The 16,429-nt window shown below is 71.2% G+C and carries 17 protein-coding genes; 10 read left to right on the top strand and 7 right to left on the bottom strand.

What is annotated here, in order from left to right; all coding sequences use genetic code 11:
• Nucleotides 1–8 precede the first annotated feature (8 nt).
• Both OG574_RS06770 and OG574_RS06775 read left to right on the top strand, forming a co-directional pair.
• Nucleotides 9–407 carry a thioesterase family protein gene (locus OG574_RS06770; RefSeq protein WP_326772339.1) on the top strand — a complete coding sequence of 133 codons (399 nt, stop codon included), beginning with the start codon at nucleotides 9–11 and terminating at the stop codon, nucleotides 405–407.
• A complete protein-coding gene (locus OG574_RS06775) occupies nucleotides 407–1,585 on the top strand; it encodes a serine hydrolase domain-containing protein (RefSeq protein ID WP_326772340.1) in 1,179 nt (392 codons plus the stop codon). Before OG574_RS06770 ends, OG574_RS06775 begins: the two co-directional genes overlap by 1 nt.
• 1 nt (nucleotide 1,586) lies before the next feature.
• Here the strand turns inward: OG574_RS06775 and OG574_RS06780 are convergent, their stop codons facing one another.
• From OG574_RS06780 to OG574_RS06790, 3 genes are all read right to left on the bottom strand, one after another.
• Entirely contained in the window at nucleotides 1,587–2,165 is a 579-nt protein-coding gene (locus OG574_RS06780; RefSeq protein WP_326772341.1) for a dihydrofolate reductase family protein, read from the bottom strand.
• A gap of 126 nt (nucleotides 2,166–2,291) precedes the next feature.
• A complete protein-coding gene (locus OG574_RS06785) occupies nucleotides 2,292–3,830 on the bottom strand; it encodes an APC family permease (protein WP_326772342.1) in 1,539 nt (512 codons plus the stop codon).
• Nucleotides 3,827–5,152, bottom strand: a complete 1,326-nt coding sequence (locus tag OG574_RS06790; protein WP_326772343.1) for an amidohydrolase family protein — start codon at nucleotides 5,150–5,152, stop codon at nucleotides 3,827–3,829. Before OG574_RS06790 ends, OG574_RS06785 begins: the two co-directional genes overlap by 4 nt.
• 216 nt (nucleotides 5,153–5,368) lie before the next feature.
• Between OG574_RS06790 and OG574_RS06795 the strand changes: the two genes are divergently transcribed.
• Nucleotides 5,369–6,100 (top strand): GntR family transcriptional regulator, encoded by a 732-nt coding sequence (locus OG574_RS06795; RefSeq protein ID WP_326772344.1) that lies wholly within the window; start codon nucleotides 5,369–5,371, stop codon nucleotides 6,098–6,100.
• A 61-nt stretch (nucleotides 6,101–6,161) separates the two neighbouring features.
• Here the strand turns inward: OG574_RS06795 and OG574_RS06800 are convergent, their stop codons facing one another.
• Genes OG574_RS06800 through OG574_RS06805 form a run of 3 tightly spaced genes read right to left on the bottom strand, consistent with a single transcriptional unit; the run spans nucleotide 6,162 to nucleotide 7,880 of the window.
• On the bottom strand, nucleotides 6,162–6,326 hold the full coding sequence (locus OG574_RS06800) for a hypothetical protein (RefSeq protein ID WP_326772345.1): 165 nt from the start codon (nucleotides 6,324–6,326) through the stop codon (nucleotides 6,162–6,164).
• Nucleotides 6,323–6,553 carry a TetR/AcrR family transcriptional regulator gene (locus OG574_RS52680; RefSeq protein ID WP_398376944.1) on the bottom strand — a complete coding sequence of 77 codons (231 nt, stop codon included), beginning with the start codon at nucleotides 6,551–6,553 and terminating at the stop codon, nucleotides 6,323–6,325. Before OG574_RS52680 ends, OG574_RS06800 begins: the two co-directional genes overlap by 4 nt.
• Complete coding sequence (locus tag OG574_RS06805; RefSeq protein ID WP_326772346.1) at nucleotides 6,510–7,880, bottom strand: MFS transporter; 1,371 nt, start codon at nucleotides 7,878–7,880, stop codon at nucleotides 6,510–6,512. The genes OG574_RS52680 and OG574_RS06805 overlap by 44 nt, the downstream gene beginning before the upstream one ends.
• Nucleotides 7,881–8,049: 169 nt before the next feature.
• Here OG574_RS06805 and OG574_RS06810 point away from each other — a divergent pair, with 169 nt between their 5' ends.
• Nucleotides 8,050–8,811 carry a FadR/GntR family transcriptional regulator gene (locus tag OG574_RS06810; RefSeq protein WP_326772347.1) on the top strand — a complete coding sequence of 254 codons (762 nt, stop codon included), beginning with the start codon at nucleotides 8,050–8,052 and terminating at the stop codon, nucleotides 8,809–8,811.
• A 157-nt stretch (nucleotides 8,812–8,968) separates the two neighbouring features.
• Entirely contained in the window at nucleotides 8,969–10,345 is a 1,377-nt protein-coding gene (locus tag OG574_RS06815) for a pyridoxal phosphate-dependent decarboxylase family protein (protein WP_326772348.1), read from the top strand.
• 105 nt (nucleotides 10,346–10,450) lie between these two features.
• On the opposite strand, the gene OG574_RS06820 is transcribed toward OG574_RS06815, so the two are convergent.
• On the bottom strand, nucleotides 10,451–12,016 hold the full coding sequence (locus OG574_RS06820; RefSeq protein WP_326772349.1) for a flavin-containing monooxygenase: 1,566 nt from the start codon (nucleotides 12,014–12,016) through the stop codon (nucleotides 10,451–10,453).
• 70 nt (nucleotides 12,017–12,086) lie between these two features.
• Between OG574_RS06820 and OG574_RS06825 the strand changes: the two genes are divergently transcribed.
• The 5 genes from OG574_RS06825 to OG574_RS06845 all read left to right on the top strand — a co-directional run bounded on the left by OG574_RS06825 (nucleotide 12,087) and on the right by OG574_RS06845 (nucleotide 16,422).
• Nucleotides 12,087–13,106 carry an AraC family transcriptional regulator gene (locus OG574_RS06825; RefSeq protein WP_326772350.1) on the top strand — a complete coding sequence of 340 codons (1,020 nt, stop codon included), beginning with the start codon at nucleotides 12,087–12,089 and terminating at the stop codon, nucleotides 13,104–13,106.
• Between the two features lie 129 nt (nucleotides 13,107–13,235).
• The gene (locus OG574_RS06830) at nucleotides 13,236–13,793 is read left to right on the top strand and encodes a hypothetical protein (RefSeq protein ID WP_326772351.1); all 558 of its coding nucleotides are present in this window, start codon (nucleotides 13,236–13,238) and stop codon (nucleotides 13,791–13,793) included.
• Between the two features lie 51 nt (nucleotides 13,794–13,844).
• On the top strand, nucleotides 13,845–14,660 hold the full coding sequence (locus OG574_RS06835; RefSeq protein ID WP_326772352.1) for a dienelactone hydrolase family protein: 816 nt from the start codon (nucleotides 13,845–13,847) through the stop codon (nucleotides 14,658–14,660).
• Nucleotides 14,661–14,755: 95 nt separating this feature from the next.
• The gene (locus OG574_RS06840) at nucleotides 14,756–15,115 is read left to right on the top strand and encodes a DUF779 domain-containing protein (RefSeq protein WP_100593059.1); all 360 of its coding nucleotides are present in this window, start codon (nucleotides 14,756–14,758) and stop codon (nucleotides 15,113–15,115) included.
• Nucleotides 15,116–15,189: 74 nt separating this feature from the next.
• A complete protein-coding gene (locus OG574_RS06845) occupies nucleotides 15,190–16,422 on the top strand; it encodes a phosphodiester glycosidase family protein (RefSeq protein WP_326772353.1) in 1,233 nt (410 codons plus the stop codon).
• Nucleotides 16,423–16,429: the final 7 nt, after the last annotated feature.

The following is a 16,429-nucleotide window of genomic DNA, read 5'->3' on the forward strand; positions in this document are numbered from 1 at the left end:
GTGGTGTGATGCGCCACGAGGTGTCCGATGCCCATACCGCGAGGACGGTGGGAAGCGGTGACCTGCCCGTTCTCGCCACCCCGTGGTTGATCGCGTGGATGGAGGCGGCCACCGTACGGGCCGCCGCGCCCTTCACGGCGCAGGGCCGGACGACGGTCGGAACCGGTGTCCGCATCAAGCACCTTCGTGCCACACGCGTGGGCGCCTGGCTCGACGTCCTCGCGGAACCGCCGGCCGAAGCGGAAGGCCGCCGGCTCACCTTCCGCGTACGAGCTCTGGACAGTACGGGAGCGCTGGTCGCGACGGGCGAGATCGACCGGGCGATCGTCGACCGGCGACGCTTCCTCGCAGGGGTGTCGGACCAGGACTCCGGGATCAATCAGGGTGCGCGTGGGGACCATCCCTGATGGAAGCGCGCGGCGTCGGCGGCAAGATCGACGTCATGACATTCCTCTCGCGACGTTCCCTGTTGGCAGGCAGTGCGGCGGCGGGCACGATGCTGGTCGGCACGGGACGTGCTGCCGCGCATACGCCGTCGGGCTCAGGCTCGCCGGACACACGCGCCTTACAAGAAGCGATCTCCGACCTCACCCACCCACCGGCCACGTCCGCACAGTTGCTCGTCGACCGCCCGGGGCAGCGCTGGTACGGGACGTCGGGCGTGGCCGACATCAGAACGGCCCGTCGGGTACGCCCGGACGACGCGTTCCGCGCGGGCAGCGTCACCAAGGCATTCGTGGCGACCGCGGTTCTGCAACTGTGGTCGCGGGGACTTGTGGACCTCGATGAGCCCATCGGACGGCACCTCCCCGGGCTGCTTCCGGCCGAGTCCGCGCGGATCACCGTGGCGCAGTTGCTGAACCACACGAGCGGGCTCCCCGACCATCGCGACCTGCCCGACGTCAGCACTCCGGAAGCCGTCCTGCGCCATCGGTTCGACAGGTGGACGCCGGAGGAACTGGTGCGCACCGTGACGTTCGATCCGCTCAAGTTCCGGCCGGGCAGCAAGCAGGAGTATCGGGGTATCAATTACGTCCTGCTCGCTCTGCTGGTCGAGGCCGTCACCGGTCGCCCGTACGACGAGGTGATCAGGGAGCGTGTCGTCCGTCCGCTGGGCCTGCGAGGGACTCTGATACCGGACCGCGACCCGAGACTTCACGGCTCTCATGTGCACGGATACCTCAAGATGACCGGCGGGTCGCTCCGGGACGTCACCGTGTACGACCAGTCCGGCGCCTGGGGCGAGGGCGAACTGGTGTCGACGGTCGCCGATCTCTTCCGTTTCCATCAGGCGCTGCTCTCCGGCGAGTTGCTGCCACCGCACGCGATGAACCACCTGTTCACGCTGCCACCCGACAGCGTGCGCATGCTCGACGGCGGTCCCGCCCGGTACAGCCTGGGACTGCAGCAGGCCACGGTGAACGGCGTGACGTTCTGGGGGAAGACAGGTGACACGTATGGGTACCGGACGCGGGTGTTCTCCACTCGCGATCAGCAGCTCCGTTGGGTTCTCGCGTACACCCAGACCCCGCTGGCCTCGCCGGAGGACATGACCAACCGGGTCGTTTCCGTCCTGACCTCTTGAACTAGTGGCGGACTTTGTAAAGGAGGTGCAGTACGCGGTCGCCCTGGATCACGACGTGGGGGTCCTCGAGGAGATGCTGGGCGTCGACGGACCCGAAGTACCGCTTGCCGGAGCCGAAGACGACGGGCACGACGTCCATGGCCACCTCGTCGACCAGCCCCAGGGCGAGCGCCTGGCCGCCCGTCTCGCCGGCGGCCACCCCGACGGTGCGGTCCCCCGCGAGTTCCTTGGCCTTCGCGATCGCCTTCGCCACGTCGTCCACGAAGTAGTACAACGCCTCGGGGTGCCAGCCCTCGGGCCTTGGCCGGTGCGACACCACGACCACGTGCTCACCCGCCGGCGGTTTCCCCTCCCAGCCGTTGGTCATGTCGAACAAGTGCCGCCCGATCACCAGCGTCCCGATGCTCTCCCACATCGGCCGGACGTAGTCGGCCGAGACCTTGGACATCGACACCGTCCCGTTCGAGCCGATCTCAATGCCGCCGTTCGCGTACCAGTCGAACAGCGGGCCGACCTGGTCCTCCGAGTCGGCGATGAAACCGTCCACGGAAACGACGTTGTGCATGACCACTTTGCTCATCACATCTCCTGGGTGTCCGTCGCGTGAATCCCTTACATGCATAGACCGAGCACGCCCCCGGGACTCATCGCTCGACGAGAGACGTAAGCGGGCGGGTCGCACCGCCCGTTCACGTCACCCCGGGTGTCAGTCCCTCTCGACGTCGATGTTGGTCAGCCGGGCGTAGCGCTGCGGGTCACTGCTGCGGATGCGCAGGGCGATGCAGATGCCTGCCGCGAGGACGATGGGCAGGGGTGCCAGGAGGACGGCGTTCACCGTCCCTGAGGCGCCCGTCAGAAGGCCGAAGTGGAGGACCGCCAGGACGGTGAGGAGCGCGAGACCGGCGAACGCGATCAGCGGGGACCAGACCACGCGGGCGGCCGACATGCCCCGTCGGTCGCGCCGGAAGAAGGCCCACACGGCGAGGGCCGCCAGGGCCTGCATGACCATGATGCCCAGGACGGCGATGCTGTTGGTCCAGATCAGGACCTGCGAGAACGGGTCGGCGGCCAGCGCGGCGCCGACGAGGATCACCAGGAGGTTGAAGACGGTCTGCGTGCTCACCGCGATGCCCGGAGAGCCCTGCCGGGCGGAGACGATGCCCAGTCGCCGCGGCAGGAGTCCTTCGCGTCCGAGGGCGTAGAGGTAGCGTGCGGCGGCGTTGTGGAAGGCGAGGGTGGCGGCGAAGGCGCTGACGATGACGAGGGCGTGCATGGTGTCGGACAGCCAGGAACCTACGTACAGCTCGCCTGCCCTGAAGGTGAGTTCGGGGCCGGCGGCGGCGCGGGCCATGGCCACCGCCTTGTCCGTGCCGAACGCGCCCATGATGAGCCATGCGCCGACGGAGTAGAACAGGGCGAGGAACCCGATGGCGATGAAGGTGGCACGCGGGACGGTGCGGCTCGGTTCGCGCGCCTCCTCCGCGTAGATGGCGGTGGCTTCGAAGCCCGTGAAGGCGCCGATCACGATGACGAACATGCCCGCGATCCCTCCGGTGGCGAGCGTGCTCGGGTCGAAGGAGTGCACGTCGAGGGCCGCGGTGCCCCGGTGGCCGAGGATGCCGCCGTCCATGACGAGCAGGGTCAGCACTTCGAGGATCAGCGCGACGCCGAGGACCTTGGCGCTGAGGGTCACCCTGAGCCAGCCGAGCACACCCACGGCGAGGACGCAGACACCCGAGAGCACCCACCACGGGATGTCCGCTCCGGTCGCGTCGTGCACCGAGCCGGCCGCGAAGTAGCCGAAGGCCGCAGCCACTCCGGGGGTGACGAGGTTGTACGACACCACGGCGACGTAGGCGATACCGACGCCGAGGGTGCGTCCGAGGCCGCGGGCCACGTAGGCGTAGAAGGCGCCGGCGTTGCGTACGTACAGGCTCATCGCCGTGAAGCCCGCGGCGAAGAGGACGAGCAGGGCTCCTGAGATCAGGTAGCCGAGGGGGGCGCCGGGGCCGCCGATGGCGATGGCGACGGGTGCCACGCCGGCGAGCACCGTGAGTGGGGCGGCGGCGGCCACCACGAAGAAGACGAGATCGAAGGTGCCGATCTGTCCGGAGGAGAGACCTCCGCCCGAGTCCTGCCCGGCGTCGCCGGGTGCGGGTCTCCCGGCGGCTCCTGCCACTCCGGTGGCTCTGGTGGCTCCGGCCGCTCCGGCGGCGGGCTCGGCTGTGGACGGCTGGACGCTCATCGCTCCTCCTGCGGGGCAGAGGCGTCGCCGCCCGGTACGGAAATGGCGGGAAAGTTCGGGAAGTCGTTCTCGGGTGCGGGTCCCACGACGCGTCCGCCGTGGAGGACCAGGAGGCGTCGCGGGTGGGCCGCGACCGCCTCCGGCACGCCGCCTGCGGCGATCACTACGAGGTCCGCGCGGCAGCCGGGGGCGAGGCCGTAGCCGGTGAGGCCGAGTGCGGCGGCGGCCTCGTCGGTGGCCATCGAGGCCGCGTAACGCAGTTCCTCGTCGGTCATCAGGTCGCCCTGGAGGCCGATGACGGTGGCGCGTTCGAGCATGTCCGCGGTGCCGTAGGGCCACCAGGTGTCGCGGATGTTGTCCGAGCCGGCGAAGACGCGGACGCCGTGGTCGCGCAGGCGCAGCACAGGCGGCATGGAGTGCCGGGGGCCGTTCGTCATGATCGCCACTCCGGCCGCGGCCAGGGCGGTGGCGGTGCGGTCGAGTTCGGGGGCATCGACCTCTCCGAGGGCGAAGGCGTGGCTGACGGTGACGGTGCCGTCGAGGCCGAGCGCGGCCGTCCGCTCCGCGATGGCGCGCAGCTGCCGGGTGCCGGTCACGCCGCCGTCGTGCAGATGGATGTCGATGCCCGCTCCGTGCCGCTCGGCCAGGCCGAAGACGATGTCGAGCTGGCCGTCCACGTCCCCGTCGAAGCCCGCCGGATCGAGCCCGCCGATCAGGTCGGCGCCCTCCGAGAGCGCCGCGTCGAGGAGGTCGGCGACGCCCGGCGCGGTGACCACGCCGCTCTGCGGGAACGCGACGATCTGCATCCCCAGCCGGTCGCGGTACTTCTCCCGCACCTCGACCAGCGCGTGCAGGCCGTCCAGACGCACGTCCGGGTCGATGTCGACGTGCGACCGCACATGGCCGGTACCGAGGGACACCATGCGGTGTGCCAGGGCCGTGGCCCGGTCCGCCACCGATACGTCGACGGAGGTGCGCAGAGCCCGTTCGTTCGCGATGTGTTCGCGCAGCGTGGCCGAGGTGGGGTGCGGCTGCCAGGGTGCGCCGAGCAGCGTCTTGTCCAGGTGGGCGTGCCCGTCGACGAGCGCGGGCAGGACGAGAGCGCCCCCGAGGTCGATGCTGCCGGGCCCGACGACTGGCCCTCGGCCGGTGTCGGGCCGGCCGGCCTTGTCGGGTTGGTCGACCTTGTCGGGTTGGTCGACCAAAGCCGTGACCCGACCGTCCGCGAGGTGGATGTCGGCGCGCCGGCCGTCGGGCAGCGTGGCGTTCCTGAGTACCTCGGGGGCGAGCGGGATCGACGGGGTGTCGGCGGGATGCGACACGACTTCCTCCAAGTTCGTTCGGCGCCCGGCACGACTGACCAGCCGGTCGGCGAATCCGGCGGAACGCTGCTGATGAGCGGCGGGCAACGACAAGCTAACTGGTATACCAAATACCAGGCAATGGTCTGTGGGATCTTGTTTCCGCGGTCTGCGATGATCAGGAGCACCCCCCGGGGGCGGTCACGGCCGTGCCCGCTCGCCACTGAAGAGGACTCGATGACCACCCGCGCTGACCGCCGCCCCACGATCGGTGAGAGCCACCAGTCCCTGAGAGAACGGGTCTACGTGGAACTCCGCGAGCGGATCATCGAGGGGACGTTCCCGGCGGGCATGCGACTGGTGGAGCGCGAACTGGCGGACCAGCTGGGTGTCTCCCGTATCCCGTTGAGGGAAGCCATGCAGCGGCTCGAACGGGAGGGCTTTCTGTCCGTGCAGGCCAGGCGCGGCTCGGTGGTCACGGATTTCGGCGCGCAGGACGCGACGTACCTCTTCGACGTCCGCGAGAACCTCGAGGGCCTGGCGGCGGGACTCGCGGCGCGCCACGCGACGACCACCCAACTACGCGCGATGGAGCGCCTGTTGGCGCGCAGCCGCAAGGCATCCGACGCGGGTCGGCTGCGCCAGGCCGTGGCGCACAACGCGGACTTCCACCAGCAGATCGTCGAGGCGTCGGGCAACCCGCTCCTCCAGGAGCTGATGGCGCCTCTGGACGCGCGGCTGCGCCGGCTCTTCCGACTGACCTCCGACCTCAACGACGGCGATCCGATGTGCGGGGAGCACGAGCGTCTGTACGAGGCGGTCCGCGACCGCGACGCGGCCCGGGCAGAGGAACTGGCCCGCCACCACGTGGCCGGCACCCGCGACTCGGCGCTGCGTTACTTCTCCGACGCGGCGACGCGGATCGCCGACGGAGGCAATGGCGCGGACAGCGGCACCGACGCCGGCTGAGCGGGGCAGGAGGCCAGGGCACTCAGCTCCTGGGCCCTCAGCGCCCGGCTCCCGGGTCCCGCTACTCCTGTCCGAGGAGCAGCCCCGTACCGAGTTCCGTCAGGTGGTCCGCCAGGTTTGGGCGCTCGTCGAGGCTTCGCGTTCTGACGGCGTTGTCGATCACCATGAGGACCGCACAGACGGTGGTCCTGGCCCCGTCGAGTGCGCGGGCCAGTGGGGCGGTCATGTCCGCACGTCGCTGTTCGCCGCCGGGGATGCCGCCGCGACGGGGAGTTCCGCCTTGCTGGGGAAGTGCCTGTGGAGGGTGGGCCCGGCGCATACCACCTGCGCGATGTCGTCGGTGTTCACCGACTGGAAGCCGCGCTCGTCGAAGGCGCCGGGGCAATCTGTTCCGGGCGGGCGGGTTCCGCTACTCGACGGGTGCGGCGGCCGGAGGCACCGCCTCCTGCTCATCGAGGTCCGCAACCTCCGACTCCACGCCCGGCGCCTGCCGGAACGCGGCGAGGCAGCCCGCACTGACCAGCGCCATCACGGCGAAGGCGGTGGCGACCGGGGTCCATGAGTCTCCGGCGGCACTGAACAGCCAGGTCGCCGCCGCCGGGGCCAGCGTGCCGATGAGCCCCGCCGTCTGGAAGCTCATGGAGAGACCCGTGTAGCGCACCCGGGGAGCGAACCAACCGGATATGAGCGTGCCGATCGAGGCGTATGCGACGGTGCTGGCGAGCATCGGCAGGCACATGGCGAGCCAGAGTCCGGGCACGGAACGGGTGTCGGCGAGCCAGAACATCGGGAAGGCCACGACGAGGTGCAGCAGGATGCCGGTCAGCGTCACCCGGCGCAGCCCGAGGCGGTCGGCGACCAGGGCGGCCAGCGGGGTGCACACGATGACGACCACGGAGGCGGCCGTGCCGGCGCCCGCCACCTGCGAGTCGGTGAAGCCGAGTTCGTTGACGGCATAGGTCGACATGAAGGTGACGACCACGTAGTAGCCGCCGACGGTGATGAGGAAGGCGCCGGAGGCGAGCAGCCAGGTCTTCCAGGCGTCGCGGACGACGGCGACGAACGGTGCGGCCTGCTTCTCCTCGGCGGCCTCGGCCCGGCGCGCGGCCTCGAACTCGGGCGACTCCTCCATGGAGCTGCGGATCACGAGGCCGACCAGCACCAGGACGGCGGAGAGCAGGAAGGGCAGGCGCCAGGCCCAGCCGACGAGTGCGTCATGGCCCGCCAGTGCCGCGAGCGCGAAGACGCCGGTGGACATGAAGTAGCCGACCCCGTCGCCGACTTGGGGGAAGGAGCCGAAGAAGGCCCGGCGCCGGGGCGGGGCGTGTTCGACGGCGAACAGCACGGCGCCGCCCCACTCGCCGCCGATCGCGAGCGACTGGACCATGCGGATGAGGACGAGCAGGAGCGGCGCGGCGACGCCGATGGAGGCGTAGCCCGGGAGCAGGCCGATACAGAAGGTGGCGCCGCCCATGAGCGTCATGGACCAGATCAGGGCGCGCTTACGGCCGTAGCGGTCACCGATGTGCCCGAACACGACCGCGCCGAGCGGGCGCCCGAGGGAGCCCACGAAGAGCGTCGCGAACGACATGAGCGTGCCGAGCGCCCGGTTCATCTCGGGGAAGAACAGCTCGGGGAAGACGAGCGCGGCGGCGGTGGCGTAGATGCCGAAGTCGTACCACTCGACGCTGGTGCCGATCATCGAGGCCCCGGCGACCTTCCACGGACCGGACCGGCGCCGTGCTTCCGGGTCCGTAGCGCCACCTGCGACTGTGCTCATGTGCGTACTCCTTCACGGCCAACGATTGGGTTCGCCATGGACCCAAAAACGTGGGGGCGACGCTAAGGCGGCCGTCAGGGCCTGTCAATAGGGTTCATGCCAAGTCCAATATCATGGCCACCCGGGGGCATGACGGGACACGCGTGACCCGTGAGCTGGGAGAGGGCCCGTGAGCAACAGCGAGAGTCGTGACGAATGGACGGCCGGAACCCGCCAGGCGGCGTCGCACGCCGTGGTGGCCGAGGCGCTCCGGCAGCGCATCGCGCTCGGCGGTTTCGGACCGGGCGACCGGCTGCCCACCGAGCGGGAGCTGTCCGCCGTCTTCGGGGTGGGGCGCAACACCGTGCGGCAGGCGGTGCGCGAGCTGGCCGAAGAAGGCCTGGTCACGACCACGTTGGGGCGCAACGGCGGCACTCGCGTGGCACCCACCCCGCCCGGCGGGGAGGGTTCCCGGGCCGCGATCACCGCGACGATCCGGGCCTCGTTGCGCGACTACATGGAGTACCGCCTCGCGATCGAGCCGTACGCGGCCCGTCTCGCCGCCGAGCGCGGGGCGGGGGCGGCCCGCCGCGAACTGGTGGCGATGCTGGAAAACCGGGTCGCCGACCTCGGCGAGTACCACCGCTGCGACACCGCGTTCCACCTGGGCATCGCGGCCGCCGGCGGGAACGAGGTGCTCGCGGAGGCGGTGACGCGGGCCCGCGCCGAGATGTTCGTCGGCGGCAACGCGCTGTGGCTCGGCTCCGACTGGAGCCGCGTGTACCCGGCGGAGCGGGACTTCGGCTCCGCGTTCCGGGAGGAGCACGAGGCCATCGCGCTCGCCGTGCTGTCCGGAGACGGGGCCGCGGCCGAGGCGCGGATGCGGGATCACCTGCTCGACTCGCACCGCCAATTCCTGGCGCTGCTCGACCAGTTCGCCGCTCAGGACTGACCTCGGGTGCACCCCGCACCCCACACGACCGACCCCCGGCACCCGCAGTCCATGCGCCCGTCGATTGACGCGCGCCCTCGACGACGCCTAATCTCCGAAATGGGTCCGGTTGAGACCCAAAAAGCAATTCTGCAGCGCGCGACAGGAGAGACGCCCCGTGCACTCTTACGACGAGGACCTCACTCAGCAGGTCATGGACCACCTGCTGCACCGACTCCGGCTCGACCCGCCGCCGCTCGGCCGCCTCGGAGACCACCAGGAGCTGACCCTGGCGCTCAAGGACGCGATCGGACCCGCCCCGCAGCCCCCCGCCGACGTGCTGCGCACCTACACCGACGCCCTGGAGCCCACGGTCGTCTCGTGCGACCACCCGGCGTTCCTCGCGTTCATACCCGGCGCCCCCACCAAGGCCGCCGCCCTGTTCGACATGGTGCTCTCGGCGTCATCGCTGCACGGCGTCTCCTGGCTGGAGGCGTCCGGCGCGGTCGCGGCGGAGAACCAGGTGCTGCGCCTGTTCGCCGACCTGGCGGGGCTGCCCGCCGACGCCGGCGGCTGCTTCGTCAGCGGCGGCTCCGCCGGAAACCTCTCCGCCCTCGTCGTCGCCCGCGACACCGGCCGCCACCGCCGGGGCCTGGACGAGCGCGCTCCGGTCCGGATCGCGGTCAGCGACCAGGTCCATTCCTCGGTCGGCAACACGCTGCGCATCCTCGGCGTCGAGCCCCTCGTCGTGCCCACTTCCGACCACCGCCTCACCGGCGAAGCCCTGCGCGCCGCGCTGGACGCCGCCGAGCGGGACGGCGGCGCGCCCGTCGTCGCCGCCGTCGCCACCGCGGGCACCACCAACGCCGGCATCATCGACGACCTCGAAGGCGTCGCCGAGCAGACCCGCGCCCGTGACCTGTGGCTGCACATCGACGCCGCGTACGGCGGCGCGGCGCTCTTCGTCCCGGAGCTGCGCGAGCGCCTGCGGGGCATCGAGCACGCCGACTCGCTCGTCGTCGACCCCCACAAGTGGATGTTCGCGCCCTTCGACTGCGGCGCGCTGCTCTACCGCGATCCGAAGTCGGCCCGCGCGGTCCACACCCAGGACGCGTCCTACCTCGACGCCATCCACGGGGCGAACGGCGCCGATGACGAGACCGAGTGGAACCCGAGCGACTACGCGTACCACCTCACGCGCCGCCCCCGCGGTCTTCCGCTGTGGTTCTCGCTCGCCGTGCACGGCACCGACGCCTACCGCGACGCCGTCGCCCGGGGCGCCGACATCGCCCGTCGCACCGCCCGCCTCGTCGAGCGGACCGAGGGCCTGGAGCTGCTGCGCGAGCCCGAGTTGACCGTGGTCCTCGTGCGCCGCACCGGCTGGCAGCCGGAGGACTACTACGCCTGGTCCAAGAGGCTGCTGGCCTCGGGGACCGCCTTCGTCACCCCGAGCGTCTGGGAGGGCGAAACGGTCGCCCGCCTCGCCTTCCTCCACCCGGACATCACCGAGGGGACCGTCCGCGCCCTCCTCGACTCACTCGTCGACGAGGGGTAGTCCCGGCGCGGGACATCACGGCGACGGGGGCCCGTCACCGTGCCGTACAGGGGTCGGCACGTGGACCGGGGCCCGTCACCGTGCCGCACAGGGGTCGGCGGCTCGTCAGCGCCCGGGCGTCGCCGCCTCGACCGGCTCCTTGCCCATGCGGCTGCGGGCCGCGCGGACCGTGGACGCCGGCGTGGGGGCCAGCGTCCGGTGGAGGTTGGTGCGCATGGTCGACGCGGCGTCGAGCACGTAGTTCTGCCGGACCTTCCACGGGCTGCGGTCGCCCTGCCGGGGGAACGCGTCGATGGAGCGCTTCACGTAACCGGAGGCGAGGTCGAGCAGCGGGCGCTCGTTCAGGGCGCCCGTCGGCCTGGGCTCCACGGCTGCGTAGTCGTGGCGGCGCATGTGGTTGAGCACCTTGCACACCAGCCGCGAGGTGAGGTCGGCGCGCAGCGTCCAGGAGGCGTTGGTGTAGCCGATGCACACGGCGAAGTTGGGTACGCCGGTCATCATCGCGCCGCGCCACACGAACTGCCGGTTCAGCGCAACGGGTTCACCGTCGACGCGCGGCGCGATGCCGCCGAAGGCGAGGAGCTTGAGTCCGGTCGCGGACACGATGATGTCGGCCTCCACCACGCGGCCCGACTTCAGGCGGATGCCCTCGGGGACGAAGCGGTCGATGTGGTCGGTGACGATGTCGGCGTCACCCGAGTTGAGGACCTTGAACAGGTCCGCGTCGGGCACCGCGCACAGCCGCTGGTCCCACGGGTTGTACGACGGTGTGAGGTGCTCGTCGACCAGCCGGTCGTCCTTGACGATGCGCTTGTTGAGCCCGGTGAGCACGCGCCGCGCCACCTTCGGGCTGCGCCGGCAGAACTGGTAGACGCCGATGGTGAACAGGATGTTCTTGCTGCGCACCACCCGGTGGGCCACTCCCGCGGGCAGGGCCGCGCGGATGCCGTCGGCCAGTCTGTCGCGGGAGGGCAGCGAGCTGATCCAGGTCGGGGAGCGCTGGAGCATGGTGACGTGGGCGGCGCTCTGCGCCATCGCGGGGACCAGCGTGACGGCGGTGGCCCCGCTGCCGATGACGACGACGCGCTTGCCCGCGTAGTCCAGGTCCTCGGGCCAGAACTGCGGGTGCACGACCGTGCCGGAGAACGAGTCGGCGCCCTCGAACTCGGGGGTGTGCCCCTTGTCGTAGTCGTAATAGCCCGCGCAGGAGTAGAGGAAGTCGCAGGTGACGGTGGACAGCGTACGGTGGCCGTCCTCGTCGGTGCGCTCCAGCGTCAGGGTCCAGCGCGCCGCCTCGGTCGACCAGTCGGCGGCGAGCACCTTGGTGCCGTAGCGGATCCGGCGGTCGATGCCGAACTCGGCCGCCGTCTCCTTGATGTAGCTCAGGATGGACCCGCCGTCGGCGAGCACCTTGCGGTCCCGCCAGGGCTTGAACGGGTAGCCCAGTGTGAACATGTCGGAGTCCGAGCGCACGCCCGGGTAGCGGAACAGGTCCCAGGTCCCGCCCATGGACTGCCGCGCCTCGATGATCGCGTACGAGCGTTCCGGGCACTCGGTCCGGAGCCGGTACGCGGCGCCGACACCGGACAGGCCGGCGCCCACGATCACCACGTCGATGTGCTCGGCAGGGGCCCCGGAGCCCGCGGTGCTGGAGTCTGCGGTGTGCGTCATGTTGTCCAGTGTCGGGAACCACAGCCCGCAGGAATTGACCTGGGACGACAGATCTTTGACCCTGTACGACATGTCCGTGATCAGATCGGCGGGGCTGCGCGGCTTCCGCGCCACGGTGGCGGAGCTCGGCGGTGACGCCGACTCGTACGCACGGCAGGCCGGTTGCCCACCGGCCGCGCTCGACGTGGACGACCTCCTGGTGCCGGAGGAGGCGATGGCGACGGTGCTCGAACTCGCCGCCGCCGACCTCGGCTGCGCCGACCTCGGGCTGCGCATCGCCGCCCGGCAGGACCTGGGCATGCTCGGCGCCCTGGCCCTCGCCATCCAGAACTCCGACACCCTCGGCGACGCCCTGGAGTGCACGAGCCGCTACCTCTTCGTCCACGCCCGCTCGGTGAACCTCAGCCTCGAACCCGATCCGTACGGCACGCCGGGGATGGCCGCGCTGCGCTACGGCGTGCGCGAGGGGGTGGTCGCACCGCCGCAGGGCATCGACCTCTCCCTCGGCTTCATACACCGCGCCATCGGATATCTGGTCGGCCCGTACGGACTGGGCTCCGTGGAACTTCCCCACCCCTTGCTCGCCCCGCTGTCCGTGTACGAGGACTTCTTCGGCGTACCCGTCAAGGCCGACCGCCCCGCGGCCCTGCTGCGCGTACCGCTGAGCCTGGCCAACCGGTCGCTCGGCGGCAGCAACGCGCAGTTGCGCCATCTCGCGCTCGCGTACCTCGACGAGCAGTTGCCGAAGGAGCCGGCGGACGTCGTGGGCAGCGTCCGGGCCGTCGTCGAGCAGTCGCTCGGCACGTCGTCGCCCGAGATCGGGGCCGTCGCCGGCCTGCTCAACGTCCATCCGCGGACCCTGCAACGGCGGCTGCGCGCCGCGGGCACGACGTTCGCCGAGGTCATCGACGAGGAGCGTCGCACCGCCGCCCACCGCTACCTCACCGGCACCGACCTCCCCCTCGGCCAGGTCGCCCTGCTCCTCGGCCTCTCCGAGCAGTCGGCCCTCAACCGCTGCTGCCGGCGCTGGTGGGGCGCCACACCTCGCGCGATACGCCTGGGCGTGCCGGGACAACCGACCGACTCGTGAGCGGGCCTCGGACCCGACCGGCCGACGCGGGCCTTGGGCCGACTGACCCACTGCGCCACCCACCCCTACGCCGTCCCACTTATGGTGCTTTACGAGGATGATTCGGCCGTGAGGACATAGGGAGTGCGGATGCGGCGTCTCACGTGGGCGCGGGCCGCACTGGCGGTGGTCCTGGGGAGCGTCCTCGTCGCCGGGCCGCAGGTATCCGCCGCCCACGCCGAGAGCCGCCGCGCGGAGTGCGGCACCGACGCGTACCCGTGCCCCGGGGTGAACTGGCTGTACGAGTACAACTTCGCCCTCGGACTGCATCCCTTCACCGCCCCGCACGACGTCCGGTCCCAGCTCACGCACCACTTCTGGCTGTTTCCCGTGAGCGGCAGCGGCTGCAGGGGTTCGGTACAGCAGGGCGATCAGTGTTCGCTGGTGGGCGGCAACCCCGTGTCCGTCGAGCGCGTCGGGAGGACCTACTTCCAGATCACCACGCTGCCGGGACACACGCTCGGGAACGGTCTCCACATCCGGTTCTCCTTCTCACGGACGCTCGGCATGCACTTCCTGACCGTGCGCGCCTGGTACGACGAGGCGACGACGTGCACCAACGGCTGCAGTGTGCTGAGCGGGCTCGGCGCCCTGGCGGTGTGGCAGGTCCTTGCGGACACACTGAAGATCTCGGCGTTCGCCGCGTGAGATCGTGGGCCACGCCCGCTCGTTGCTCACTCGAGTCCAAGGAGAAGCGTCGTGACCGGATCGGCACCGACCTCTGATCTCACCGGCTGGCAGAAGGCGCCGTTCACGGGCGCCGGGCTGACCTACGACGTGTACGAGAAGGGCAGCGGGCCCGGTGTCGTACTGATCCCCGAGATCCCCGGCATCACGCCCGCCGTGCTCGGCCTCGCCGACCATCTGGTGGCGCGGGGGTTCACGGTCGCGATCCCGTCCCCGTTCGGCGAGCCGGGCCGCGAGGAGTCCGTCGGCTACGCCCTCAAGGTCCTGACCCGGCTCTGCGTCGCCTCCGAGTTCCGCGCCTTCGCGACGAACGCGCGCCGCCCGATCGCGGACTATCTGCGCGCACTGGCCCGCGATCTCGCATCGCGCACGCCGGGGCCCGGGGTCGGCGTCATCGGTATGTGCTTCACCGGAGGCTTCGCGCTCGCCGCCGCGGTGGACGACGTCGTGCTCGCGCCGGTGCTCAGCCAGCCGTCGTTGCCGTTCCCGGTCAGCGGGGCGCGGCGGGTCGACCCCGGCCTGTCCCGCGCCGAGTTCGACACGGTGGTCAGCCGTTCCAAGGAATCCGGCCTGTGCGTGCTCGGGCTGCGCTTCAGCGAGGACAGGGCGGTACCCGCCCAGCGGTTCCGCACACTGCGCGAGCATCTCGGCGACGCGTTCGAGGTCATCGAACTGGACTCGTCGCCGGGCAACGCGGGCGGCTTCGCCAGGACCGCGCACGCGGTGCTCACCGCGGAGGTGCGCGAGGAGCCGGGCAACCCGGCGCTCGCCGCCCGCGAACGTGTCGTCTCCTTCCTGCGCGAACGGCTGGTCCCCGAAGCCTCGTAGATCCCGGGGCGGCCTGGCGCGGAGCGCAACCTTCCTGCAACGTAGCGGGGAGTTGACTGTGGCCCCGCGACACCGTTCTACGGAAGGAGCCTGCCGTGAGTGACGAGGCCCCGCGTGTGGAGCTGACCCCGGCGGCCGCCGATCTGCTGCGGCGGCTGCGTTCGGCCCATGGGCCCCTGATGTTCCATCAGTCCGGCGGGTGCTGCGACGGCAGCGCTCCCATGTGCTACCCGGAGGGCGAGTTCCGTACGGGCGGCAGCGATGTGCGGCTCGCGTCCCTGACCGTGGAGGGTGTCGCGGAGCCGGTCGCGTTCTGGATGTCGAAGAGCCAGTTCGAGGTGTGGAGCCACACGCGGCTGATCGTCGACGTGGTCGAGGGCCGCGGCAGTGGCTTCTCCCTGGAAGCACCCGAAGGTGTACGTTTCCTGATCCGTTCCCGGCTGGTCGGCACCTAGCCATCGACGTGCCCCTCCGCGTCTGATGAACTCCCTTGTGACAGGGGTGAGTTACGCGGACAGCAGGGGGTCACGTGAGACATCGCGACGGACGCTACAGATCGGCTCTCGCGGCCTGTGCCGCATTCGGCGCGCTGGCCGGCACCGTCCTCGCCGGGGCGGCACCGGCCAGTGGCGCGGAGGGCGGCGGCACTTCGATCGCCCCGGGCGTCACGTACGAGGAGTTCGACATCCCCGCGGCGAAGGGCCTGACGCACGCGCATCTGCTGAGCGTCGATCTGCGCAACGCGCGCGTGCGGGTCGATCTGCTGCACCCGGACGCGGTCGGCGGACGGGCCACCGTCTCCTCGCTGGCCGACGAGAGCGGCGCGGTCGGCGGCGTCAACGGCGACTTCTTCAACATCACCGAGTCCCAGCACCCCGGCGTAGAGACCACCGGTGCCTCCGTCGGTCCGGCCGTCGCGAGCGGTCGGACACTCAAGGCCGCCGTACCGAACGGCCAGCGCTTCGGTCCCGCGCTCCCGCCCGGCACCACCACCGAGGACGTGCTCGGCGTGGGCGTCGACCACCGCGTCCGGCTCGACCGCATGGCCCTCGACGGCTCGGTCGGCGCTGACGGCCGACGGCTGCCGCTCGGCGGCCTCAACCAGTACGCACTGCCCGTCGGTTCGGTCGGCGCGTTCACCTCCGACTGGGGCGCCGTGTCGCGGGTGCGCGCCACGTGCGGCACTGACACGAACCGGGCCGCGCCGTGCAGCACGGACACGTACGAGGTGACCGTGCGCCACGGCCGTGTCGTGTCATCGGCCGAGACTCCCGGCACCGGCCCCATTGCGTCCGGCACGACTGTGCTCGTCGGGCGCGAGGCGGGCGCTCAGGAGCTGCGGAAACTGTCGGCGGGCGACCGCGTCCAGATCAGGCACCGCCTGGTGCCGGCGGCGTCGCACATTCCCTACCAGTTCGCGGTCGGCGGCTACCCCGTGCTGCGGGACGGCGCACCGCTGCCCGGCCTCGACGCGAAGACGGCCGCGGTCCGCACCGCCGCGGGCGCGACGGCAGACGGCCGCCGCCTCTTCCTCCTGGCCCTGGACGGCGCCCCGCAGTACCGCACCGGCCTGACCATCGCGGAAGTGGCGGACGCGATGCGCAAGCTGGGCGCGGACGACGCGTTCAGCCTGGACGGCGGCGGATCGTCCACCCTGGTCACGAGGGACCCTGGCGCCGCGACGACCACCGTGAGAAACCACCCGACGGACCCCCCGGAGCGCGCCGTGGCGAACGGGATCGGGGTCTTCTCCCGACGCTGACCGCCGC

The organism is Streptomyces sp. NBC_01445 (genome assembly GCF_035918235.1).
Taxonomy (GTDB): Bacteria; Actinomycetota; Actinomycetes; order Streptomycetales; family Streptomycetaceae; genus Streptomyces.

What these genes read in the sequence shown, in the direction of transcription:
- OG574_RS06770 (WP_326772339.1), top strand. Translation starts at nt 9, where the DNA reads ATGCGCCACGAGGTGTCCGATGCCCATACCGCGAGGACGGTGGGAAGC.
- OG574_RS06775 (WP_326772340.1), top strand. Translation starts at nt 407, where the DNA reads ATGGAAGCGCGCGGCGTCGGCGGCAAGATCGACGTCATGACATTCCTC.
- OG574_RS06780 (WP_326772341.1), bottom strand. Translation starts at nt 2,165, where the DNA reads ATGAGCAAAGTGGTCATGCACAACGTCGTTTCCGTGGACGGTTTCATC.
- OG574_RS06785 (WP_326772342.1), bottom strand. Translation starts at nt 3,830, where the DNA reads ATGAGCGTCCAGCCGTCCACAGCCGAGCCCGCCGCCGGAGCGGCCGGA.
- OG574_RS06795 (WP_326772344.1), top strand. Translation starts at nt 5,369, where the DNA reads ATGACCACCCGCGCTGACCGCCGCCCCACGATCGGTGAGAGCCACCAG.
- OG574_RS06800 (WP_326772345.1), bottom strand. Translation starts at nt 6,326, where the DNA reads ATGACCGCCCCACTGGCCCGCGCACTCGACGGGGCCAGGACCACCGTC.
- OG574_RS52680 (WP_398376944.1), bottom strand. Translation starts at nt 6,553, where the DNA reads ATGAGCAGGAGGCGGTGCCTCCGGCCGCCGCACCCGTCGAGTAGCGGA.
- OG574_RS06805 (WP_326772346.1), bottom strand. Translation starts at nt 7,880, where the DNA reads ATGAGCACAGTCGCAGGTGGCGCTACGGACCCGGAAGCACGGCGCCGG.
- OG574_RS06820 (WP_326772349.1), bottom strand. Translation starts at nt 12,016, where the DNA reads ATGACGCACACCGCAGACTCCAGCACCGCGGGCTCCGGGGCCCCTGCC.
- OG574_RS06825 (WP_326772350.1), top strand. Translation starts at nt 12,087, where the DNA reads ATGTCCGTGATCAGATCGGCGGGGCTGCGCGGCTTCCGCGCCACGGTG.
- OG574_RS06830 (WP_326772351.1), top strand. Translation starts at nt 13,236, where the DNA reads ATGCGGCGTCTCACGTGGGCGCGGGCCGCACTGGCGGTGGTCCTGGGG.